Consider the following 21,357-nt stretch of genomic DNA (forward strand, 5'->3'; position numbering starts at 1 on the left):
ACCGCACGGCCGGGAAGTCAGAGCTCGTGCACGGTCAGCAGCCGCTCCAGGCCGGCGAAGTCCTTGGGGTTGCGGGTCAGAAACGGCAGTTCGTAAGCCACCGCGGTGGCCGCGATCTGCAGATCCATCCGGCGCGGGCGCGGGTCGCGGCCGTAGCGCCGGACCACCGCGGCCATCGTGCCGTACATTTTGGCCGCCCCGGTGCAGAACGGCAGCACCTCGAACTGCTCCAGCACGGCGTAGTAGCGCTCGGTCCGGGCAGCTCGCTCGATCGGATCGTCGACATCGAGGCCATAACCGAGTTCGGCAACGGTCACCGTGCTCACCGCGGGCACCGCGTCCGCGAACGGCGTCAGGTCGAGCCGCTCGAGGTCGATCACCACCGAGGTGTCGAGCAGCACCCGCGCGGAAACGGTCACCGCCGGCCCCCGGGCTCTCCCAGGTCATCCGGACCGAATATCTCGTCCTCCGCTTCGCGCTCACGGCGCCACGCGGCACTGTCCATCGGCGGCAGCCGCCGGAAGATCGCCTGGACCTCGGCGGCCGTCCGCCGGGGCGGTGCGGGCGGCGGCTGATGAGGCACCAGGTCGGCAACCGGCGTCCCGTTGCGGGTCACGGTGAAGCTCTCCCCCGCGGCCACCCGCCGCATGACGTCCGCATTGTCATTGCGTAGCTCACGCTGGCCGATTGTGTGCCCCATGGAATCCACTGTAGCACCATTGCGCTACAGCGCTACGGCACCGCGGCCGGAAGCCGGATGGTGATCGCCAGTCCGCCGCCCACCACGGGTTCCGCCGCGATGCTCCCGCCGTGGGCCTGGACGGCGGCGCGCACGATGGACAGGCCAAGGCCGGCGCCGGAGCGGGCGGTGCGGGCCACGCCGGCACGGCGGAACGGCTCGAACAGCTCCGGGACCGCCGCCGGATCGAGCAGGCCACCCGAGGACCGCACACGCAGGGTGGACCACTGCGCACCGGCTTCGGTGGCGACCTCGATCCAGCCGCCGTCGACGTTGTGCCGCACCGCGTTCTCCACCAGATTGCCGGCGATGCGCTCGAGCAGGGCCGGGTCGCCGATCGTGCCCGCGGACGGCGTGCCGAACGCCACGCGCAGGCCGCGCTGCTCCGCCTCCGCGCGCACGGCGGCCCAGGCACGCTCCACGACCGTCGCCAGGTCCACCGGTTCGCGGATCACGAGGCCGGCCCCGTCGGTCCGGGCGAGCAGCAGCAGGGAGTTCACCAGCTGACCGGCCCGCTCCGTCGCGTCCCGCACCACGCCGGCCATCCGGCGGAACTCGGCCACGTCCGCCTGGTCGTCGGACAGCGTGACGTCCAGCTCCGTCCGGATCACCGACAGCGGGGTGCGCAGCTCGTGGCTGGCGTTGGCGACGAAATGCCGCTGCGCGTCGAACGCGGCCTGCAGCCGGTCGAGCATGTCGTCGAAGGTGCGGGCCAGCTCGGCCAGCTCGTCGCGGGAACGGATCTCGCCGATCCGCTCCCCCAGCGACTCCACCGAGAGCCGCCGGGCGGTGCCGGTGATCTCGCGCAGCGGCAGCAGCACCCGCGAGGTGAACGTCCAGGCCAGGATCGCCGCCGCGGCCACCACGAAGCAGAACGCCAGCGAACCGAACAGCAGCACCCGGTTCACCGCGTGCTCGCGAAGGTGCTGGGCGAGCGTGGACGCGTCCACGTCGACGCCGTCGACCCGCACGATGGTGCCCGGCGGCATGTGCGGCACCGCGTCGACCGCGTCGCCGACCAGCGTCCACGCCAGCCACAGCAGCAGCAGCCCGGCCGCGGCGACCAGCACCGTCGCGAGCACGGTGACCCGGGCCCGCAGGCTCCGGGCGCCGGGCGGGTTCACTCGGCGGCGTCCACCGGCACCCGGTAGCCCGAACCGACCACGGTCTCGATGATGCCGGGCTCGCCGAGCTTCTTGCGCAGGGTCATCACGGTCACCCGCACCGTCGTGGTGAACGGATCGGCGTTCTCGTCCCAGACCCGCTCCAGCAGTTCCTCGCTGCTGACCACGGATCCGGCGGCGGACAGCAGCACCTCGAGCACGCCGAACTCCTTGCGGGTCAGCTCGATCGGCCCGCTGGAGCGGCGCACCGTGCGCTTGGCCGGGTCCAGCTCGACGTCGCCCGCGGTGAGCAGCGGCGGCGCGGCGGGGGTGGCGCGCCTGCCCAGCGCACGCACGCGGGCCACCAGTTCGGGGAAGGCGAACGGCTTGGCGAGGTAGTCGTCCGCGCCCAGCGACAGCCCGTCGACCCGGTCGGACACCGAACTGCTCGCGGTCAGCATGAGCACCCGGGTCAGCTCACCCGAGGCGACGACCTCGCGGCACAGGTCGTCACCGGACATCCCGGGCAGGTCGCGATCGAGCAGGATCACGTCGTACCGGGTGACCGACGACTTCTCGTGCCCGTCGTCCCCGGTGAGCGCGACGTCCACCGCCATGCCCTCCCGGCGCAGCCCACGGGCGATCGCGTCGGCCAGTGGCTCTTCGTCTTCGACTACCAGAACTCGCACCAGACCACAATCCCACAGTTTCCTGAGAGCGCCTGAGAGACCTGAGTGGACACTCGCCGGTCAGGCCCAGCGCAACGCGAACCACAGCCGCATCCGCGTTTCCGGGTCGGCCAGGTCCACGCCGAGCGTCCGCTGGATCTGGCCGATCCGGTGCCGCACGCTGTTGCGGTGCACGCCGAGTTCGGCGGCCGTGCGGTCCCAGCCGCCGTGGTTCGCGAGCCAGCTGCGCAAGGTCGGCAGCAGTGCACGGTCGTGTGTCTCGTCGAGCTCCCGCAACGGCGCCAGCAGCCGGGCCGCGAATGCGCTGCCGGTGTCCGGCGGCACCAGCTCATCGAAACCGTCGATTCCGGCATCGGCGGTCACGGCCCGGCCGAGCGCGCGGGCACGGGCCAGCAGGAGTTCGGTGGTGGCCGCGGAAGCAGGCAGCTCGCCCGCGGGCACCGGCGGCCCGGCCACCGCCAGCCAGCCGTGCCCGCGAAGCTCGTCGAGTCCGCCGGGGACGGTGCCCGCGACGGCCAGGAACCGCGGTCCCGGCAGCACCTGCACGAGCGGGGTGTCGAGGCGGGCGCGGAGCCAGTCCGGACGGCCGGCGAGCGCGTCCGGCCCCTTCCGGTAGGCGACGCCGGCGATCAGCCGGGCCCGTCCGGTTCCGGTCACCTCGGCCAGCGCGGCGCCGGCGGGCCGACCGAGCAGCAGCGCGGTGGCCGCGGCGCCCAGTCCGGCGGTGTCCGATCCGGCGCGCCCGACGAGCCCGAGCAGTGCCGCGCCGGCGTCGAGGATCGAGCGGTCGCCACGACCCAGCCGGCCGGGCCGGCCGAGCACCACCAGGTGCGCCGCGCTCGCCTGCGGGTACACCGGCTGCGCGGCCACGTGCGTGCCGTCGGACAGCTCGGTGGTCGCGGTACGGATTCCGCTGCCCGTACGCAGGGTGGCCAGCAGCTCCCGCACCTGCGGTGGCAACGGCTGCGGTGCTTCACAGGCTGCGACGAGTGCGTCCCCGGCTCCGACCATCGCGACCCAGCCGTGCAGCTTTCCGGCGAGCACGGTCACCAGCTCACCCAGCCCGCCGCCGGCCGCGCGGGTCAGTGCCTCGCGCGCGTCGGCCAGGCGCCGCTCCTCGTGCCTGCCCGCTTCGGCCAGTGCCACCGCGACCGCGCGGTTGATCGCCAGGAACGGCGTCGCCGACGGCACCACGAGCAGCGGCAGCCCGTACCGGGCACAGGCTTCGCGCAGGGATCGCGGCAACGTGTCCGAAACGGTCGGGGTGAGGCCGAATCCGAGCGCGGCCACCCCGGCCTCGCGCAGCCGCCGCACGTAGGGGCCCACGTCGGCAGGCAGGTTCACCCCTGCGGTCAGCAGCAGTTCCGCACCCAGCAGGTACGGCGCGGGATCGGCCAGCTCGCTCACGTGCGCCCACCGCACCGGCCGGTCCAGCGCACCGGGCGGGACCGTCTCGGGCACGACGTCGAGTGCCAGTTCCGGGTCGTTCGCCACGGCCCGCAACGGCACGGTCACCCCCGCGGGCAGCGGATCGGGGTTCCGGGTCATCACATCCTGCCTCGCGCTCGTTCCGGGACAGATCGTCCCATGCCACCGACCGGCCGCGGGACTCTACGGTGTCCGGCAGGACCCGGCACCCGAGGAGGACCCGTGGGCGGCGACTACGCGGTGATCGCGCTGTACATCGCAGGCATGCTCGGCGTCGGCTGGATCGGCCTGCGGCTGGCGAGGACGAAGTCCGACTACCTGGTCGCCGGACGGCGGCTCGGCTGGTTCATGTACTCCGGCACGATGTCCGCGGTCGTGCTGGGCGGCGCCTCCACGGTGGGCGGCGTCAAGCTCGGCTACACCTACGGCGTTTCCGGCGCCTGGCTGGTGATCGCCATCGGCGCGGGGATCCTGGTGCTGCACGCGGTGTTCGCGCGCCGGCTGGTGAAGCTGCGTGTGTACACCGTCGGCGAAATGCTCGACCTGCGCTACGGCGGCCGCGCCAGTGCGGTGTCCGGGGTAGTGATGTGGGGCTACACGCTGATGCTCACGGTCACCTCCACGCTCGCGTTCGCCTCGATCTTCAAGGTGCTGTTCGCGATCCCGAACTGGGCCGGCATCGCGATCGGCGGATCGATCGTGGTGCTGTACTCGGTGCTCGGCGGGATGTGGTCGATCACGCTGACCGACATCGCCCAGTTCGTGGTCAAGACGGTGGGCATCCTGTTCGTGCTGCTCCCGGTGGCGGTGGTGTCGGCGGGCGGGTTCGGCGGGATGGCGGACAAGCTCGACGCCTCGTACTTCGAGTTCAGCTCGATCGGCGGCGAGACCATCCTGACCTACTTCCTGATCTACACCTTCGGACTGCTGATCGGGCAGGACATCTGGCAGCGCGTGTTCACCGCGCGCACGCCGCGGATCGCCACCGGCGGCGGCATCATCTCCGGCGTCTACTGCCTCGTCTACGGTGTCGCCGGTGCACTGATCGGCACCGCCGCGAAGGTGCTCTACCCGGATTTGGGCAGTGCGCAGGACGCGTTCGCCACCATCGCCGAACGCCTGCTGCCCACCGGAGTCCGCGGGCTCGTGCTCGCCGCCGCGTTGTCCGCGCTCATGTCGACCTCCAGCGGTGCGCTGATCGCGTGCGCCACGACGACGACTTCGGACCTCCTGCGCAAGGTGGGCCTGAAGAGCGGCGAAGTGCTGCGTAACCGCGTCACGACGCTCGTGCTCGGCGTCGTGGCGATCGGGATCGCGATGATGGTGGACGACGTCGTCAACGCGCTCACCATCGCGTACGACATCCTCGTCGGCGGTCTGCTCGTCACCATCCTCGGAGCGTTGTTCTGGAAGCGCGGTACCAGCCAGGGCGCGTACGCGTCGATGGTGGCGGGGACGGCATCCGTGATCGCCTTCATGATTGTCGACGGGGTCGCTGCCAACAGTCCGATCTATTGGGGTCTCGGTGTGAGTCTGGTCGTGTACGTCGCGGTGAGTCTCGCGACGCCGCGTACGCCGGACAGCGTCCTCTCCGTGTGGACGCAACGGCTGCGTGGCTCGGCCGAGACCGAAGTAAGCTCAACGAAACAGGAGTTGCACAGGTGAGTGATCTGCCCCCGGTCGGCCCGCTCGACTCGTCGCGCGTACCGCGATTCGCCGGCTTCGCGACGTTCGCCCGGCTGCCGCGGATCGACGAGGTGCCGCGCGCCGACGTCGCCGTGGTCGGGGTGCCGTTCGACTCCGGAGTGTCCTATCGCCCCGGAGCGCGGTTCGGCCCGGCCGCGGTGCGGGAAGCGAGCCGGCTGCTGCGGCCGTACCACCCGGAGCTGGACGTGTCGCCGTTCGCCGAACGACAGGTGGTGGACGCCGGGGACATCGCCGTCAAACCGTTCGCCATCGGCGAGGCGATCGAACAGCTGCAGCAGGAGGCCGAAGCGCTCACCACTCACGGAACCCGGCTGGTGACTGTCGGCGGGGACCACACCATCGCGTTGCCGTTGCTGCGCGCGGCGGCGAAGAAGCACGGTCCGGTGGCACTGCTGCACTTCGACGCGCACCTCGACACCTGGGACACCTACTTCGGCGAGCCGTACACGCACGGGACGCCGTTCCGCCGAGCGTCGGAGGAAGGCATCCTCGACACCAGCGCACTGTCGCACGTCGGCACGCGCGGCCCGCTGTACGGCAAGCGTGACCTCGAGGAGGACCGCCGGCTCGGCTTCGGCATCGTCACGTCTGGCGACGTGCTTCGCCGCGGTATCGACGAGACGGTGGACGCGTTGCGGCAGCGCATTGGCGACCGCCCGCTGTACGTCTCCGTGGACATCGACGTGCTCGACCCCGCGCACGCCCCTGGTACCGGTACGCCTGAAGCGGGCGGCATGACGAGCCGTGAACTGCTGGAGATCCTTCGCGGACTGCGCGACCTCAACCTCGTCGGTGCGGACGTGGTCGAGCTGGCCCCGGCGTACGACCACGCGGAGATCACCGCGATCGCCGCGTCCCACGTCGCCTACGACTTGGTGAGCCTGCTGACCCTGGGGAAGCCCGCATGACCCGCATCGGTGGCGACGTGGTCGTCGAAACCCTGCGCGCGCTCGGCGCCGACACTGTGTTCGGACTGCCCGGGCAGCACGCACTGGGGTTGTTCGAAGCGCTCCGCCGGACGGACAGCCTGCGCGTGATCAGCTCCCGCGTCGAGAACAACCTCGCCTTCGCGGCAGACGGACACGCCCGCGCGCGGCTGGCCGCGGACCCGCACGGTCCCGTCCCGGTCACGCCGATGATCGTGTCCACCGGACCGGGCGCGCTGCTCACGTTGGCCGCGCTACAGGAGTCGCGGGCGGCGTCGGTCCCGGTTCTCGGCATCTCCAGCCAGATCCCGGTCGCCGGGCTCGGCGGCGGACGGCACGGCTACCTGCACGAGCTGCCGGACCAGCAGGCGAGCTTCCGCGACGTGGTCAAGTCCACCCACGTCGTCCGTTCGGTGAGCCAGCTCCCGTCCGCGCTGCGCGAAGCCTGGACGAGCGCGGCGACCGCGCCGTACGGCCCGGCGTGGGTGGAGATCCCGCAGGACGTGCTGCTCGCACCGGCGCAGCTGCCGCCGCTGACCGACGTGTCCGCGGCTCCGGCTCCGCCGCAACCGTTGCCGGAGCTGGTCGCCGAGGCGGCGAAACTGTTGGCCGGCGCGGAGAATCCGGTCATCCTCGCCGGTGGTGGCGCGCTGCGGGCCGGCGCGCACGACGCCCTGCGCGGGCTCGCGGAAACCCTGCGCGCGCCGGTCGTGTCCACCTTCGGCGGCAAGGGCGTTTTCCCTTGGGAGCACGAACTTTCCGCCCAGTCCTGGATGGAGGACTGGCACACGACGCAGTTACTGGCCGACGCGGACGTCCTGCTGGTCCTCGGCTCCGGGCTGGGCGAGCTGTCGAGCAACTACCGGGAGTTCGCCCCGCGCGGGCGGATCGTGCAGGTCGAAGCCGACCTGGGAAAGCTCGAGTCGAACTACCCGGCGCTCGGGATCCACGCCGACGTCCGGCGGTTCCTCGAGGCACTGCGCGTGCCCGCGCGCACCGCGGACGGCCGGGCCGAGAACGCGGTGCGGCAGCTGCTCTCCCGCGTCGAGTCCAGATTGGACAGCCAGGACCTCGCGGCCGAACGGAAGCTCATCGAGGACGTCCGCGCCGCCCTCCCGACGGGCACGCAGACGTTCTGGGACATGACCATCGCGGCCTACTGGGCATGGTCGGCATGGAATCCCGACGGCGCGCCGATGCACACCGCACAGGGCGCGGGCGGGCTCGGCTACGGCCTGCCCGGTGCACTCGGCGCGGCAGCCGCCGGGGTGCGCGCGGTGGCCGTCTCCGGCGACGGTGGGGCGATGTACGGGCTGGCCGAGCTGGCCACCACCGTCCAGCACGACCTGGACGTGACGTGGCTGCTGATCGACGACGGCGGCTACGGCATCCTCCGCGAGTACCTGACCGGCGCGTTCGGCCGGACCACCGGCACCGAACTGGCCCGGCCGGACTTCGTGGCACTCGCGGAGTCGTTCGGGATACCGGCCCGGCGCTCGTCCCTGCCCACGGTGCGGGCGGACCTGGCCGAGGCGGTGCGCACACCCGGACCTTCCGTGGTCGTCCTGCCCGCGGTCCTGAAGATGTTCGCCGCCACCCACCTGGCCTGAGGCTGCGCCGGAATCAGCGACCGGCTTCGAGCAGGACGCCGAGCAGTTCCCCGGGTGACTCCAGCTGCGGCAGGTGGCCGGTGCGCGGCAGCAGGGTGAACGTGGACGTGGGGATCGCGGCGGCGTAGGCCTTGCCGTATCCGGGACCGACGATGCCGTCGCTCTCGCCCCAGACCACGTGGACCGGCAGGTCGATTCCGCCGAGCCGGCCGGCCAGCGTCGGATCGGTCATCGCCGGGCCCGCGTAGCCGATCAAGGCCTGTACGTCGGGGCTCGGGCCGGTGCCGCCGGCGGCCGGCGGGGCGGGCGCCTTGGCCGGATCGTGCCAGGAATGCGCCTGGATCTCGGCCGGCGAGAGGCCCCGGACGTCGGTCATCGGATGGCCCTCGACGGCGATGCCGATCCCGTCGACGATCACCACCTCGCTGACCCGGGGACTGTGCCGCAGGGCGATCTCGGCGGCCAGCCAGCCGCCGAAGGAGTTGCCGAGCACGGTGACGTCCGTGAGATCGAGCTGGTCCAGCAGCTCGACGTAGGCCTTGGCGAGTTCGGGCACCCCGGTCAGACCGGCGGCCTTCGGCGTGCCGCCGAAGCCGGGGTGCGTCGGCAGCAGCACCCGGGAGCGGGTGCGCTCGGCGAGAAGCCCGGCGAAACCGGACATCGTCGCCACGCCGCCACCACCGTGCAGCAGCAGGAACGACCGGGTGCGGTCGTGGTCCTCAAAGCGCATCTCGACCCGCATCTCGACCGGGCCGACGGTCGCGGACCGGAGGGTGTGCGTTTCGCTGCGGGCGGGCCGGTGGCCGCCCGGTTCGGGAGTGCTCATGGGTGCTCCATCCGTCTGGTTACCTAAGCAACCTTATACAAGGAACCTTATCTAAGCAACATGGCTGTGTACCGTTAGACTTCCGCGCATGAGCCATCGACCAGCGGACGTCGGCCTTGCCGTCAAGCGGTTGCAGCACCGCCATCACCGCGCGGCGAACCGGGCACTGGCGCCACTGGGGCTCTCCCTGGTGCAGTGGGACACGCTGCGCCACCTCGCGCTGAACCCGGACGCCTCACTGCACGACCTGGCGGTGCTGACCTTCCAGACCGACCAGTCCTTCGGCTCGCTGGCCACGAGGATGGCCGCCAACGGGCTGATCGAGCGCGTGCCGGGGCCGGGCCGGGCGGTGAAGCACCGGCTCACCGAGAAGGGCGCCCGCCTGCGCGCCGAGGGCCAGGCCGCCGTGGACGCCGTGCTGCAGACGTCCCTGCGGCACCTGAGCATCGCCCAGCTCGACCAGCTCGGCGACCTGCTGGACCTCGCACTGGGACCCGACCCCGCTGCCACTTCGGACCACCGCGGTCCGTGAAGGCCTCCTTCAGGGAACTGGAATCCTTGAAGGCGACTACCTGATTGTTTACCTACTTGTGATGTGGGCATTGGTCCGGGCGGTTGAATAGCACGTTGCCCGGACCAATGCCCACATCATCCGACCTCGCGGTTAATCGTCGCTGGTTGCGACTGTCAGTCGTGCGGTCCACGCACTGCAGTGTCCAGGGTTGCGGCGATGTAGTCGGCGCTGCCCGGGCCACAGGAGATAATGTCCTGGCCGTCGCCGCCGTTCTGGAGCATCGTCAGGACTCGGCCGTGGCCGACTGTGTCCACCGGCGGTCAGTGGGTAGCTTGACAAGCGTTTCCCGTTCGCGCGGTTGGCTACGTAGAACTGGTGCATGACGCTGCGAAGTGCAGCCATTAAGGCACGCACTTCGACAAGGCATTAAGACTTGGACTCGGGCGTTCCGTCGGGCCATGCACATGGGGAGTCAACTCCGATGTTTAATCGACCTTCCGGCGTGGCTTGCATGCCCATCAAGTAGTCATCTCGTCTGGCGTTCATGAAAAGATCTTTAGGTCGGTCGTCTACTTCCAGCTTCCACCCGTTGTCAGTCCACCATCGGGCAAGTGCATCGAAGTAGGCGTTATTGCGCGTGCGATCGATGCTATCTACCCAGAAGCTGACACTCGCGTGAACCTGGCCAGTTGGCCGGTCGCTGACATCAGTGCAGGGAAGCTGTGGGACAAAGTCATCCGCCAGCTTGTATCCGGCAGGGAAGACTGCCGCAACGGCAGCATGCACCTCATTTAATGCGGCCGTTCGGGCTTGATCAAAAGAGAGTGAAGATTCCATCGTTTCCCCGCCTCCACAGGAAGTCAAGGTAAATAGCGACAAGACAAGAAGCGCCAAAACGCACTTCAGGCTCGACAGGTAGGCCTTTACTCGACCAGAATTTGTCATGGCTGCCGTCCGGCAATAATGCTGCCCATCGATTTCAGCGATTCCGAACGCGGAAGCCAGTAGTCACTATGAGAGGTGAGGGGGTTACCGGCGTCGGACTGGAACTGCTGCCCGCCAAACCATGCAGTGGTGGGGTCGGGGCCAAGGGGATCAACGTGATCTAGGCCGATATCTGGGCCGTCAAAATTGCTGATTATAGGAACGGGATCGGTGGGCGACTTAGTGGAGTAGATGTGCTGGCCAACCTGGTCTTGTGGCGTGCCATCGAGGTGCAATTGGTTGGCGTGGTCTACGCCGACGCCGGGGCTGGCGACCATGACGACATTGTTGGCGGGTAGGCCGAGGTCACGCGCGGTCTGTCCGACGACGGTAGTGCCATAGCTGTGACCGATGACCGTGCTGTTCATTGCCCCGTGGTGTGCAGCCCCGAGGCCGTCTTGAAAATTGCGGAGCGAGGGTTCTGCCTTGTCTGCATAACTTGTGCTGATGGCGTCTGGAATGATACTCTGTGGCGCCTCATATCCTACCCAAGTGATCACTGAAGTCGAGGGCGAACCCATTTTTCCCGCCATCGCCATCATCGAATCCGATCGACCGATATCGGTGGCCATGCCGTCGTTAAGTCCGGCGGTGGTGCCAGGAACGTAGGTGGCGACGTTGGCGGCAGTGTCGGGGTTGCCGATGGCGACGATGGCTTGCCCGGAGTTCGCGGGGTTGATACCGAGCAGGTACGCGGGCGGCTGGCCGGGCAGTGCTTGGTCCAGCCGGGTTTTGACCTGATCCATTCCGGCAATCTTGCCGTTCAGCGTATCCAGTTGTTCTTCCAGAGCTTGATATTCTTCCTGCTGCTGCGGGTCGCTACGTTTCATCCCGTCCAGCCGATGCCGGATATCATCTCGCTGATGTTGCAAGTCTTGATAGTCCCGGCCGAACACGATTCGGTTCGCGCGGTCGCGGTCGGTGGCGGGTAGTCCGTCCATGGCACCGATCGAGCCTGGCCGGTCACGGATGAGGATGTTCCGTCCCGCGTCGGAGAGCGTGGCCCACCACGCAGCTTTTTGTGCCGGGGTCGCGTTCGGTGGTGGCTCCGGGAGGGTCAGACCGGGGTCATTCATCCCATCCGCTGCGGCGGCGGTGACGGTGGATTCGTCACCCGTGCCGAATTGGCCCGCTGCCGCCCGGTCCAGCACGGAGGCTAGGTCGGTGTCGATGTCGGTGGCGGTGCGCAGGATCTGCGCGACCTCGTCCACGAGTTGAGTACGTGTCCGTGCCCGGTCTTCCGGGTGCAGGTCGGGCGGCACCTGTTTGCCTGCGAAGGTATCGACAACACCACCGCTGTCGGTGATCTGGAACCCGTATTTGCGAGCTACTTCTTCGGCATTGGTCAGGGCGTGCTGAACACCGGTGATCGCGTCGGAGGCTTGCCCAATGGTCTTGCCCAGAACCGCAGCCCCGGCCGCGATGGTGTCCAGCCCGTGCATCAGCGATCGGTGCTGCGCGGCCGCGTCGTCGGCAGCCGGTCCGCTCCACCCTTCGACCGGCAGGGTTTTGCCATAGTCGTCACCCTCATGGACCAGGATCTGTGTCCGGGCTTGCAGGACGGAGCAGATCTCGCTCAGCTCGCCGGGATTCCAGGCCCGGAGATCGGCCAGCGACACCATCAGCGCGGCCCCCGCATCCCGGGCGTCGCAGACGGGAACACCCCGGCCGCCGCGTGGTCGCCCTGCTGATACCGGTCGGCAGCGACACCCAGGTGCTCGGCGAAACGCTGCGCTTCGGCACACCACTCGGTGAACGTGGCCGCCAAAGCCTCCCGGCACCGCCCAGCAGCAGCCGCCGCGCTCCCTCCCGGCACCGCCCCCGGCACCCGTCCCACCGGCTCCGCACAGTCCGCGCCGTGCAGGCCGCCTACCTTCTCACCAGCGGATCTGCCCGCCGCTCTCAGCGCGTCCACTATCGTCGTGAAACCCATGTGCGATCCCTCCCCGTGATCAGTCCGTCACAGGGTACGGGACGTTGACCAGGTGATTCCACACCTGCCAGTACAGCCGAGGGAACCTACCCACCACGGTCCGCAGGACTACTCACGCGAGGGTGTCGCCATGCGTTGTTCCATGGTGGATAGGGTGTACAGCGCGGTACGCACCTTCCGGCACGGCCAGCAGGAGCCCCCGGGTTCAGAGCACATTGCCGCTGCTGCGAAATTAGTTCCACACAGTCCCTCGAACCAGCCCGACAATATTCCGGCGACCATGGCGGTGTCTGATACCCAGTGCTCTACCGGAGCACCGGCGGACGTGACGCGCGCGAGGTGCGACATAGTGTTCGTTCTGGTTTCTGCGCCGTTCATATTTCCCCTCTGTGATTTCTTAGTAGGTGTCGTATGGTCGCCATTCGATACAGGTGGGCCGGGCGCGGGTATCGAACCGGCAACGGGATCACGGTGATCGACATCATCGGCGAGAATATGTCGTCGAAAATATTCTTTCTCCGAATATGGCACGCGCGGTTTTCCCGGCCGGAGCCGGGGACATTCTCGCGGCGGCATAGCGGTATTCCGGTGCGGGAATAGTTGTCTTTGTTGTTCCACGGCTTACTTGGGTCATCGGTTCGCAACAGCGGGCCGGAACCCAAAGTAAAGGAACAACACATCATGTCTGAACACAATTCACACGCCGTTTCGACCGGCGTTTTTTCGATCCAGGAAGTCGCATGGATTCTCGGTGTCAGTAAGTCCGAGGTGTGCCGGTTGATCCGGGTAGGCACGCTGCCTGCCGTGCGCCGTCACTCCCGGCTGGTCGTGCCCGCCCATGCGGTGGCGCGGCTGCTGCCCGCCCCCGGCGAGAGGGGGCAGGCATGAACGAGTACGAGGACGAGTTCTCTGCCGAACAGAGCGCCCATCGGCTCGACGATATGGAGGTCGTGCCTACCGGCGTGCTGTCTGAGCTGGTCACCCGTGACGGGGCGTGCATGTGGCTCACGGCCGGGCCGGAAGAACCGGAGTGGGCCGGAGACGAGGCCACTGACCGTGAAGTCGCCGCGCGGATCTGCGCGGGGTGTGGTGTGCGGGACGCGTGTCTGGAGCTGGAGTTCCGTACGGCCGGGTTCGCCACGGTCGGGGTGTGAGGTGCGCCGGCAGAGGCCGACCGACGCGCCGCGTATCTGGTGTGGTCTGGGCGGCGGGACGGGGGCCGGGCATGAACCTGTCTCCGACTCAGTTGCTCGCGGCGCTCGGGGTGGTGGTGTGGATCTGGCGTGCGTCGGCACGGCGGGCCCGACGTGCGGCGGATGCGGCTCGTGCGGGTGCCCGGTTGCTGTCGCTGACCGGCCGGGTGGTGGCCGGGGCGGCAATCCTGACCGGGGTGCAATGGCTGGCGTTGACCTACCCGGGTGCGCCGTGGCCGGTGCGGGTCGCCGCGTTGGGTCTGCCTGCCCTGTTCACCTCCTACACGCTCACGCGGGCGCTCACGGTGGACCTGCGGAGGGAGACGCGGGGTGGTCGCCGATGACCACGCCACGGCATGGAGAGCCGATCGCACGTGTCGCGGTGCAGGTGGACCGGTTGTGCGCCGCGTGCGCCACTTCGATCCGCAGAATGAACCGGTCGTCCGGGTCGGCCAAGTCCCGCTCACCATGCGCGGAATACACCTTGAACCCGCGCTCAACAAGCTCGATCAACGTTCCAGATCGCGCGGCTGCCGGAACAGGCGATCGGTATGCCAGACCACCATCCCGTCCGACTCACCCGACTCCACCCGCTCCAACAGCCGCTCCCCACCCCGGCCGACGCACCCCCCGCTTCCACGCCGAGAGCCCGCCCTTCAACTCCACACCCAGACAGGCTCCCACCCGTTTGATCACCGTGCGGTTGTCCGCCCACTGAGTGTCGATCTTCTCCAGCTCACCCGTCTCCGGCACCTTCGACAACCGACCATACGAGTCCAACACCGGCCGCCGCCCGCCCTGACCTGCACTAACCTCGTCGTTGCCACCGATGACAACCACAGTAGGTAAACAAGACTGATGTCGCCAAGGAGGCCTTCACGGACTTCCCCCGCGAACTGCGAGGCGGGAGCCGGAGGCGTGAGCCAGCAGCCTGAGCCGAAACCGGGTCAGGCGCGGGGCTTCTCCCCCGCGGTCGCGGTGACGTCGGCGCCGAGGCGACCGGCCGCCCATTCGGTGATCCGGCGGGCGATGTCCTGGGCGGTCAGGCCGACCCGGTCCAGGACCTCGTTGCGTGAGCCGTGCTCGTGGAAAGCCTGCGGCACCGCGAGATCGCGCAGCGGCACGTCGCATTCGGCGTCGCGCAGGACCGCGGCCAGTGCGGAGCCGAAACCGCCGTGCCGGCCGCTGTCCTCGACGGTCACCACGAGCTTGTGCTGTTCGGCCAGCGCGACCAGCTCCGCGGGCACCGGCACCACCCAGCGCGGATCGGCCACGGTGACCCCGATGCCCTGGTCGGCCAGCCGGTCCGCGGCGGTCAGGGCGAGCTTCGCGAACGCGCCCACGGCCACCAGCAGCACGTCCGGCGACGTCTTCGGCCGGCGCAGCACGTCGACCGTGCCCAGCCGCTCCACGGCCGGGACGTCCGGGCCGACGGTCCCCTTGGAGAACCGCAGTGCGGTCGGGCCGTCGGAGACCGCGACCGCCTCCCGCAGCTCCTCGCGCAGCGTGCCCGGGTCCCGTGGGGCGGCCACCCGCATCCCGGGAACCATCCCGAGCAGCGAAAGGTCCCAGATTCCGTGGTGGCTCGGGCCGTCCGGACCGGTGATGCCCGCGCGGTCCAGCACCAGCGTGACCGGCTGGCGGTGCAGGGCCACGTCCATCAGGACCTGGTCGAACGCGCGGTTGAGGAACGTCGAGTACACCGCGACGACCGGGTGGTAGCCGCCCATCGCCAGGCCGGCCGCGGAGGTCACCGCGTGCTGTTCGGCGATGCCGACGTCGAACCAGCGGTCCGGGAACCGGTCGGCGAACTTCTCCAGCCCGGTCGAGCGCAGCATCGCCGCGGTGACCGCGACGACGTCCTCGCGGTCCGCGCCGATCTTCGCCAGCTCGTCGCCGAACACCCCGGTCCAGCTCGGCCCCTTCACCGGGGGCAGGCCGGTCTCCGGATCGATCGGATCGGTCTGGTGCATCTGGTCGGCCTGGTGGTTCACCGCGGGCGCGTAGCCGTGGCCCTTCTCGGTGACCACGTGCACGATCACCGCGCCGCCGAACGCCCGCGCGCTCTGGAACGCCTTCTCCAGCGCCACCAGGTCGTGGCCGTCGACCGGGCCGAGGTACTTCATGCCCAGGTCGGAGAACATCACCTGCGGGCTGAGCGCGTCCTTGATCCCGGCCTTCGCGGCGTGCAGCGCGGCGTAGATCGGCTTGCCCACGACCGGTGTGCTGCGCAGGATCTCGCGGCCGCCGTCGAGCAGCCGCTCGTAGCCCGGCTGCAGCCGGAGCGCGGCCAGGTGGTCGGCCATCCCGCCGATGGTCGGCGAATACGACCGGCCGTTGTCGTTGACCACGATCACCACCGGACGGTCCCGGTTGGCCGCGATGTTGTTGAGCGCCTCCCAGCACATCCCGCCGGTGAGCGCCCCGTCGCCGACCACCGCGATCGCGTGCCGGCGCGGCCCGCCGGACAGGTCGAACGCCTTCGCCAGCCCGTCCACATAGGACAGCGCGGTGGACGCGTGGCTGTTCTCGACCAGATCGTGCTCGCTCTCGCCGCGGCTCGGGTAGCCGGTCGGCCCGCCCTGCTGGCGCAGCCGGTCGAACGCGCTGTGCCGGCCGGTGACGATCTTGTGCACGTACGCCTGGTGCCCGACATCCCAGACGATCGCGTCGCGCGGCGAATCGAAGACCCGGTGCAGGGCCAGGGTCAGCTCCACGACCCCCAGGTTCGGCCCGAGGTGCCCGCCGGAGCGGCGCACCTTGTCGACGAGGAAGTCCCTGATCTCGGCCGCCAGCTCGCCGAGGTCCTCGACGCTCATGCGCTTCAGGTCCGCCGGTCCGTGCACCGAGTCCAGCATCGTCAGCTCCACCTCGCCCGTTCCCGCTGTCCGTTTCCTCCGCCGGTTCCGGCCAGTCTACGGACGGCCGCCACCGGCCCCCCGGTGCCCGCGGCGCGCGTCACAGCCGCAGCCCTCCGCGCAAGGACACGACCGGGCGAATGTGAGCCTGATCGGCCAAGTCGCGCCTCACCCCGGGTAGCCGCGATAATCCGCACCGACCCCGAGCCCGAGAGGACCCCATGGCGGACTTGTACATCGACGGCGAATGGGTGGACGCGCGCGCGGGCGGGCGACGCGAGATCCGCTGCCCTGCCGACGGCACCCTGGTCGCCGAGGTGGCCGAAGCGACCCGCGAGGACACTGAGGCCGCGATCGCCGCCGCGCGCCGCGCGTTCGACACCGGCCCGTGGCCGGGCACCGCGGCCGCCGAACGCGGTGACCTGCTGCTGCGCGCGGCCGCCCTGCTCGACCGCGACGCCGAGATCTTCGCCAGAGCCGAGTCACTGGACACCGGCAAGCGGCTGGTGGAGAGCCGCTACGACATGGCCGACATCGCTGCCTGCCTGCGGTATTTCGGCAAGCTTGCGGGCAACGAGGCCGGCCGCGTGGTGGACACCGGCAGCCCGGACTCGTTCAGCCGGATCGTGCACGAGCCGGTCGGGGTGTGCGGGCTCATCACGCCGTGGAACTACCCGCTGCTGCAGACGGTCTGGAAGATCGCGCCGGCACTGGCCGCGGGCAACACGTTCGTGCTCAAGCCGAGCGAGCTCACCCCGCACACCGCGATCCTGTTCCTGAAGCTGCTGACCGAGGCCGGGCTGCCCGGCGGCGTCGGCAACCTGGTGCTGGGCGCCGGACCGGAGGCCGGTGCCCCGCTGTCGGAACATCCCGACGTGGACCTCGTGTCCTTCACCGGCGGGCTCGTCACGGGACGGCTGATCGCCGCCAACGCGGCCGCGACGGTCAAGAAGGTCGCACTCGAACTGGGCGGCAAGAACCCGAACGTGGTCTTCGCCGACGCCGACTTCGAGACCGCGGTGGACTACGCGCTGACCGCGGTGTTCCTGCACTCCGGCCAGGTGTGTTCGGCCGGCGCGCGGCTGATCGTGCAGCGCGAGTGGCACGACGAGTTCGTGGCCGAGCTGGTGCGCCGCGCGGAACGGATCCGCCTCGGCGGGCCGTTCGACGAGCGGGCCGAGACCGGGCCGCTGATCTCCGCCGCGCACCGGGAAAAGGTGGAACGGTACGTGGCCACCGCGCTGGAAGAGGGCGCGGTGCTGCGCACCGGCGGCAAGCGGCCCGACGACCCCGCGCTGGCCGACGGTTTCTACTACCTGCCCACGATCCTCGACGAGGTGCGCCAGGGCAGCACCGCGGTCGTCGAGGAGTCGTTCGGGCCGGTGCTCACCGTGGAGACCTTCACCGACGAGGACGACGCGGTCCGCATCGCCAACGACACCCACTACGGGCTCGCCGGCGGAATCTTCACCTCCGACGCGGCCCGTGCCCAGCGCGTGGCGAACCGGCTGCGCCACGGCACGGTGTGGATCAACGACTTCCACCCGTACCTGCCACAGGCCGAATGGGGCGGCTACAAGCAGTCCGGCTTCGGCCGCGAGCTCGGTCCCACCGGCCTCGCCGAGTACACCGAGGTCAAGCACATCCACCAGAACCTGCGCCCCGGTCCCCAGCACTGGTTCGCCGGCTGACCCCGGATTCCCCCACCCCCATCCCCACCGGACGGAAGGACGCCGTTGAGCGACACCGGCGATCGCGAACTGAGCGAGTTCGGCTACACCAACCAGCTGAAGCGGACCCTGGGCAGCTTCCACACCTTCGCCGCCGGGATCAGCTACATCTCGGTGCTGACCGGGGTGTTCCAGCTGTCCTACCTCGGCCTGTCCGAGGGCGGGCCGGCCTACTGGTGGTCCTGGCCGATGGTCTTCGGCGGCCAGCTCATGGTGGCGCTGTGCTTCGCCGAGCTGGCCGCGCAGTACCCGGTCGCCGGTTCGGTCTACAACTGGGCGAAGAAGCTCAGCAATCCGCACCTGGCCTGGATGGCCGGCTGGATGATGCTGCTCGCCTCCATCGTGTCGATCTCCGCGACCGCGCTGGCGTATCAGCGCACGCTGCCGCAGATCACCTCGTTCTTCCAGTTCATCGGCGACGGCACCGGGACCAGTGACGCGGCCAACGGCGTGCTGCTGGCCGGGATCCTGATCGTGTTCACCACGCTGGTCAACGCGTTCGGCGTCAAGCTGATGGCGCGGATCAACAGCGCCGGGGTGTTCATCGAGCTGTTGTTCGCGGTGCTGCTGGTGGTGTTCCTGGTCTTCCACTTCGTCCGCGGGCCGGGCGTGGTGACCGAGACCAACGGCACCGGCGCCGGTCATTCGGCCGGCTACCTCGGCGCGTTCCTGATCGCGGGCATCGCCTCGTCGTACGTGATGTACGGCTTCGACACCGCGGCGTCCCTCGGCGAGGAATCGGTGAACCCGCACCGCAACGCGCCGAAGGCGATCCTGCGTGCGCTGGTCGCCTCGTTCGTGCTGGGCGGGCTGATCATCCTCTTCGCGCTGATGGCCGTCGGCGACCTCAACGCCCCCGAACTGGGCACGGTGGGGCTGCAGTTCGTGCTCACCGACGCGCTCGGCCCGGCGATCGGGCGGGTGTTCCTGTTCGTGGTGTTCATCGCGATCACGGTGTGCGTGCTGGCCGTGCACACCGCGGCGATCCGGATCGCGTTCGCGATGGCGCGGGACAACGCGCTGCCCGGCGGCTCGAAACTGGCGCGGGTCAACAAGAAGACCGGCACCCCGGTGCTGCCTGCGGTGGTGATCGGCGTGCTCGCGATCGCGCTGCTGCTGCTCAATATCAACTCCACGCAGATCTTCTCCGCGGTGACCAGCCTGGCGATCATCCTGATCTACCTGTCCTACCTGCTGGTGACCGTGCCGATGCTGGTGCGCAGGCTGCGTGGCGGCTGGCCGCGCAAGGACGCCCCGGCCGGCCGCTTCTCGCTCGGGCGCTGGGGCCTGCCGGTGAACGTGCTCGCGATCCTGTGGGGCGGCGCGATGACGATCAACCTGGCCTGGCCGCGCAACGAGATCTACAACGCGTCCCCGCCGTTCCACTGGTACCTGCGGTGGATCTCGGTGCTGTTCGTCGGCGTGTTCGCCGCCGGCGGCTTCGCCTACTACTGGTTCGTGCAACGGCACAAGATCGGGGTGCTGGCCGACCACGCCGCCCCCGTGTCCGAAGAGGAGGTTTCCCGGTGAGCGAGTTCGACTACGTGGTCGTCGGTGGCGGCACGGCGGGGTCGGTGGTGGCCGCGCGGCTGTCGGAGGACCCGGACGTGACGGTCTGTCTCCTGGAGGCCGGTCCGTCGGACGCCGGGGCCCCGGAGGTACTGGCGCTGACCCGCTGGATGGAGCTGCTGGAATCCGGGTTCGACTGGGACTACCTCGTGGAGCCCCAGGAATCGGGCAACTCCTACCTGCGCCACGCACGGGCCAAGGTGCTCGGCGGATGTTCCTCGCACAACTCGTGCATCGCGTTCTGGGCCCCGGCGGAGGACCTCGACGAATGGGCCGCGATGGGCCTGTCCGGCTGGTCCGCGGCCGACGTCTTCCCGCTGTACACGCGGCTGGAGACCAATGACGGGCCCGGCGAGCACCACGGTCGTTCCGGGCCGGTGACGATCCGGTCCGTGCCGCCGCACGATCCGACCGGCGTGGCGCTGCTGTCGGCGTGCGAGCAGGCGGGTATCCCGACCACCGAGTTCAACTCCGGCTCCACCGTGACCCACGGCGCGAACTGGTTCCAGATCAACGCCCGTGAGGACGGCACCCGGTCCTCTGCCTCGGTGTCCTACCTGCACCCGATCGAGGGCAAGCGGCCGAACCTGGAGGTCCGCACCGGTGCGCGGGCCAAGCGGCTGCTGTTCGACGGCCGCCGCTGCACCGGCGTCGAGGTGCTGGCCCCGGACCTGATCCACAGCGAGCGGCTCACCGCGCGACGCGAGGTCGTGGTCAGCTCCGGCGCGATCGACACGCCGAAGCTGCTGATGCTCTCGGGGATCGGCCCGGCAGGGCACCTGCGCGAGGTCGGCGTGGACGTGCTGGTGGACTCCCCCGGCGTCGGCGCGAACCTGGAGGACCACCCCGAGGGCCTGGTCATGTGGGACGCGCTGCAGCCGATGGTCACCGAATCCACGCAGTGGTGGGAGATCGGCATCTTCACCACCACCGAGGACGGCCTTGACCGGCCGGACCTGATGTTCCACTACGGTTCGGTGCCGTTCGACCTCAACACCGTGCGCTACGGCTACCCGACCACGGAGAACGGCTTCTGCCTGACCCCGAACGTCACCCGCAGCCGGTCGCGCGGCACGGTCCGGCTGCGCACCCGGGACTTCCGCGACAAACCCCGCGTGGATCCGCGGTACTTCTCCGACGAGCACGACATGCGCGTGATGACCCACGGTGTGAAGCTGGCCCGCACGATCGCCGAGCAGCCCGCGCTCGACGAATGGGCCGGCGTCGAGCTGGCACCGGGTCGCGACTGCGTGACCGACGACGAGATAGCCGACTACATCCGCAAAACGCACAACACCGTGTACCACCCGGCGTCCACCGCGCGAATGGGCGCGGACGGCGACCCGGACGCGGTGCTCGACGCGCGGCTGCGGGTCCGCGGCGTCGAGGGCCTGCGGGTGGCCGACGCATCGGTGATGCCGTTCCTGGTCACGGTGAACCCGTGCATCACCACCATGGCGATCGGCGAGAAGTGCGCCGACATGCTCAAGGAGGACCGCGGCTGAGGCTTCCCACCACTGCGGCCCGGTACCGGCTGGTACCGGGCCG

Annotated in this window: 19 protein-coding genes; 10 read left to right on the top strand and 9 right to left on the bottom strand. The window is 69.6% G+C overall.

Translation table 11 applies throughout. From position 1 onward, the window contains the following. Positions 1–17 precede the first annotated feature (17 nt). Genes BJY18_RS11005 through BJY18_RS11025 form a run of 5 tightly spaced genes read right to left on the bottom strand, consistent with a single transcriptional unit; the run spans position 18 to position 4,079 of the window. The gene (locus tag BJY18_RS11005; protein WP_184779881.1) at positions 18–419 is read right to left on the bottom strand and encodes a type II toxin-antitoxin system VapC family toxin; all 402 of its coding nucleotides are present in this window, start codon (positions 417–419) and stop codon (positions 18–20) included. Further along, positions 416–700: a type II toxin-antitoxin system Phd/YefM family antitoxin gene (locus tag BJY18_RS11010; protein WP_184779882.1), complete on the bottom strand. Its 285-nt coding sequence runs from the start codon at positions 698–700 to the stop codon at positions 416–418. The genes BJY18_RS11005 and BJY18_RS11010 overlap by 4 nt, the downstream gene beginning before the upstream one ends. A gap of 32 nt (positions 701–732) precedes the next feature. Then, on the bottom strand, positions 733–1,863 hold the full coding sequence (locus BJY18_RS11015) for a sensor histidine kinase (protein WP_184779883.1): 1,131 nt from the start codon (positions 1,861–1,863) through the stop codon (positions 733–735). Next, a complete protein-coding gene (locus BJY18_RS11020; protein WP_184779884.1) occupies positions 1,860–2,531 on the bottom strand; it encodes a response regulator transcription factor in 672 nt (223 codons plus the stop codon). Before BJY18_RS11020 ends, BJY18_RS11015 begins: the two co-directional genes overlap by 4 nt. A 60-nt stretch (positions 2,532–2,591) precedes the next feature. Next, positions 2,592–4,079 carry a PucR family transcriptional regulator gene (locus BJY18_RS11025; protein ID WP_184779885.1) on the bottom strand — a complete coding sequence of 496 codons (1,488 nt, stop codon included), beginning with the start codon at positions 4,077–4,079 and terminating at the stop codon, positions 2,592–2,594. 102 nt (positions 4,080–4,181) lie between these two features. On the opposite strand from BJY18_RS11025, the gene BJY18_RS11030 reads away from it, so the two are divergent. From BJY18_RS11030 to BJY18_RS11040, 3 genes are read left to right on the top strand one after another with little or no spacing between them, the layout of a single operon-like run. Then, complete coding sequence (locus BJY18_RS11030) at positions 4,182–5,624, top strand: sodium:solute symporter family protein (protein ID WP_184779886.1); 1,443 nt, start codon at positions 4,182–4,184, stop codon at positions 5,622–5,624. Positions 5,625–5,629: 5 nt separating this feature from the next. Beyond that, a complete protein-coding gene (gene speB / locus BJY18_RS11035; protein WP_221459037.1) occupies positions 5,630–6,574 on the top strand; it encodes an agmatinase in 945 nt (314 codons plus the stop codon). Then, positions 6,571–8,202: a thiamine pyrophosphate-binding protein gene (locus BJY18_RS11040; protein ID WP_184779888.1), complete on the top strand. Its 1,632-nt coding sequence runs from the start codon at positions 6,571–6,573 to the stop codon at positions 8,200–8,202. Before speB ends, BJY18_RS11040 begins: the two co-directional genes overlap by 4 nt. A 13-nt stretch (positions 8,203–8,215) precedes the next feature. Here BJY18_RS11040 and BJY18_RS11045 read toward each other — a convergent pair whose 3' ends face one another. Beyond that, on the bottom strand, positions 8,216–9,028 hold the full coding sequence (locus BJY18_RS11045; protein WP_184779889.1) for an alpha/beta fold hydrolase: 813 nt from the start codon (positions 9,026–9,028) through the stop codon (positions 8,216–8,218). Between the two features lie 88 nt (positions 9,029–9,116). Between BJY18_RS11045 and BJY18_RS11050 the strand changes: the two genes are divergently transcribed. Next, positions 9,117–9,560, top strand: coding sequence for a MarR family winged helix-turn-helix transcriptional regulator (locus tag BJY18_RS11050; protein WP_184779890.1), 444 nt, complete (start codon positions 9,117–9,119; stop codon positions 9,558–9,560). Between the two features lie 408 nt (positions 9,561–9,968). Here the strand turns inward: BJY18_RS11050 and BJY18_RS11055 are convergent, their stop codons facing one another. Both BJY18_RS11055 and BJY18_RS11060 read right to left on the bottom strand, forming a co-directional pair. Further along, on the bottom strand, positions 9,969–10,379 hold the full coding sequence (locus BJY18_RS11055) for a hypothetical protein (RefSeq protein ID WP_184779891.1): 411 nt from the start codon (positions 10,377–10,379) through the stop codon (positions 9,969–9,971). Positions 10,380–10,483: 104 nt separating this feature from the next. Then, positions 10,484–12,148, bottom strand: coding sequence for an alpha/beta hydrolase (locus tag BJY18_RS11060; RefSeq protein WP_184779892.1), 1,665 nt, complete (start codon positions 12,146–12,148; stop codon positions 10,484–10,486). A 992-nt stretch (positions 12,149–13,140) separates the two neighbouring features. Between BJY18_RS11060 and BJY18_RS11065 the strand changes: the two genes are divergently transcribed. The 3 genes from BJY18_RS11065 (at position 13,141) to BJY18_RS11075 (ending at position 13,996) form a co-directional block, all read left to right on the top strand. After that, positions 13,141–13,347 carry a helix-turn-helix domain-containing protein gene (locus BJY18_RS11065; RefSeq protein WP_184779893.1) on the top strand — a complete coding sequence of 69 codons (207 nt, stop codon included), beginning with the start codon at positions 13,141–13,143 and terminating at the stop codon, positions 13,345–13,347. Then, positions 13,344–13,613 carry a WhiB family transcriptional regulator gene (locus BJY18_RS11070; protein WP_184779894.1) on the top strand — a complete coding sequence of 90 codons (270 nt, stop codon included), beginning with the start codon at positions 13,344–13,346 and terminating at the stop codon, positions 13,611–13,613. Before BJY18_RS11065 ends, BJY18_RS11070 begins: the two co-directional genes overlap by 4 nt. A gap of 71 nt (positions 13,614–13,684) precedes the next feature. After that, positions 13,685–13,996, top strand: coding sequence for a hypothetical protein (locus BJY18_RS11075; protein ID WP_184779895.1), 312 nt, complete (start codon positions 13,685–13,687; stop codon positions 13,994–13,996). Between the two features lie 603 nt (positions 13,997–14,599). Here the strand turns inward: BJY18_RS11075 and dxs are convergent. Continuing rightward, positions 14,600–16,516 (bottom strand): 1-deoxy-D-xylulose-5-phosphate synthase, encoded by a 1,917-nt coding sequence (gene dxs / locus BJY18_RS11080; protein WP_184784549.1) that lies wholly within the window; start codon positions 16,514–16,516, stop codon positions 14,600–14,602. A 215-nt stretch (positions 16,517–16,731) separates the two neighbouring features. On the opposite strand from dxs, the gene BJY18_RS11085 reads away from it, so the two are divergent. The 3 genes from BJY18_RS11085 to BJY18_RS11095 are packed head-to-tail and all read left to right on the top strand — an operon-like array spanning position 16,732 to position 21,314. Then, positions 16,732–18,201, top strand: a complete 1,470-nt coding sequence (locus tag BJY18_RS11085; RefSeq protein ID WP_184779896.1) for an aldehyde dehydrogenase family protein — start codon at positions 16,732–16,734, stop codon at positions 18,199–18,201. A gap of 45 nt (positions 18,202–18,246) precedes the next feature. Continuing rightward, positions 18,247–19,770 (top strand): APC family permease, encoded by a 1,524-nt coding sequence (locus tag BJY18_RS11090; protein WP_184779897.1) that lies wholly within the window; start codon positions 18,247–18,249, stop codon positions 19,768–19,770. Next, complete coding sequence (locus BJY18_RS11095) at positions 19,767–21,314, top strand: GMC family oxidoreductase (protein WP_184779898.1); 1,548 nt, start codon at positions 19,767–19,769, stop codon at positions 21,312–21,314. The genes BJY18_RS11090 and BJY18_RS11095 overlap by 4 nt, the downstream gene beginning before the upstream one ends. Positions 21,315–21,357: the final 43 nt, after the last annotated feature.

Source organism: Amycolatopsis jiangsuensis (assembly GCF_014204865.1).
GTDB classification, from domain to species: Bacteria; Actinomycetota; Actinomycetes; order Mycobacteriales; family Pseudonocardiaceae; genus Amycolatopsis; species Amycolatopsis jiangsuensis.

Excerpts from the sequence above, each read along its gene's own strand:
- BJY18_RS11060 (WP_184779892.1), bottom strand. The coding sequence starts at position 12,148 with ATGGTGTCGCTGGCCGATCTCCGGGCCTGGAATCCCGGCGAGCTGAGC.
- BJY18_RS11085 (WP_184779896.1), top strand. The coding sequence starts at position 16,732 with ATGGCGGACTTGTACATCGACGGCGAATGGGTGGACGCGCGCGCGGGC.
- BJY18_RS11075 (WP_184779895.1), top strand. The coding sequence starts at position 13,685 with ATGAACCTGTCTCCGACTCAGTTGCTCGCGGCGCTCGGGGTGGTGGTG.
- BJY18_RS11050 (WP_184779890.1), top strand. The coding sequence starts at position 9,117 with ATGAGCCATCGACCAGCGGACGTCGGCCTTGCCGTCAAGCGGTTGCAG.
- BJY18_RS11055 (WP_184779891.1), bottom strand. The coding sequence starts at position 10,379 with ATGGAATCTTCACTCTCTTTTGATCAAGCCCGAACGGCCGCATTAAAT.
- BJY18_RS11070 (WP_184779894.1), top strand. The coding sequence starts at position 13,344 with ATGAACGAGTACGAGGACGAGTTCTCTGCCGAACAGAGCGCCCATCGG.
- BJY18_RS11010 (WP_184779882.1), bottom strand. The coding sequence starts at position 700 with ATGGGGCACACAATCGGCCAGCGTGAGCTACGCAATGACAATGCGGAC.
- BJY18_RS11065 (WP_184779893.1), top strand. The coding sequence starts at position 13,141 with ATGTCTGAACACAATTCACACGCCGTTTCGACCGGCGTTTTTTCGATC.
- BJY18_RS11040 (WP_184779888.1), top strand. The coding sequence starts at position 6,571 with ATGACCCGCATCGGTGGCGACGTGGTCGTCGAAACCCTGCGCGCGCTC.
- BJY18_RS11045 (WP_184779889.1), bottom strand. The coding sequence starts at position 9,028 with ATGAGCACTCCCGAACCGGGCGGCCACCGGCCCGCCCGCAGCGAAACG.
- BJY18_RS11025 (WP_184779885.1), bottom strand. The coding sequence starts at position 4,079 with ATGACCCGGAACCCCGATCCGCTGCCCGCGGGGGTGACCGTGCCGTTG.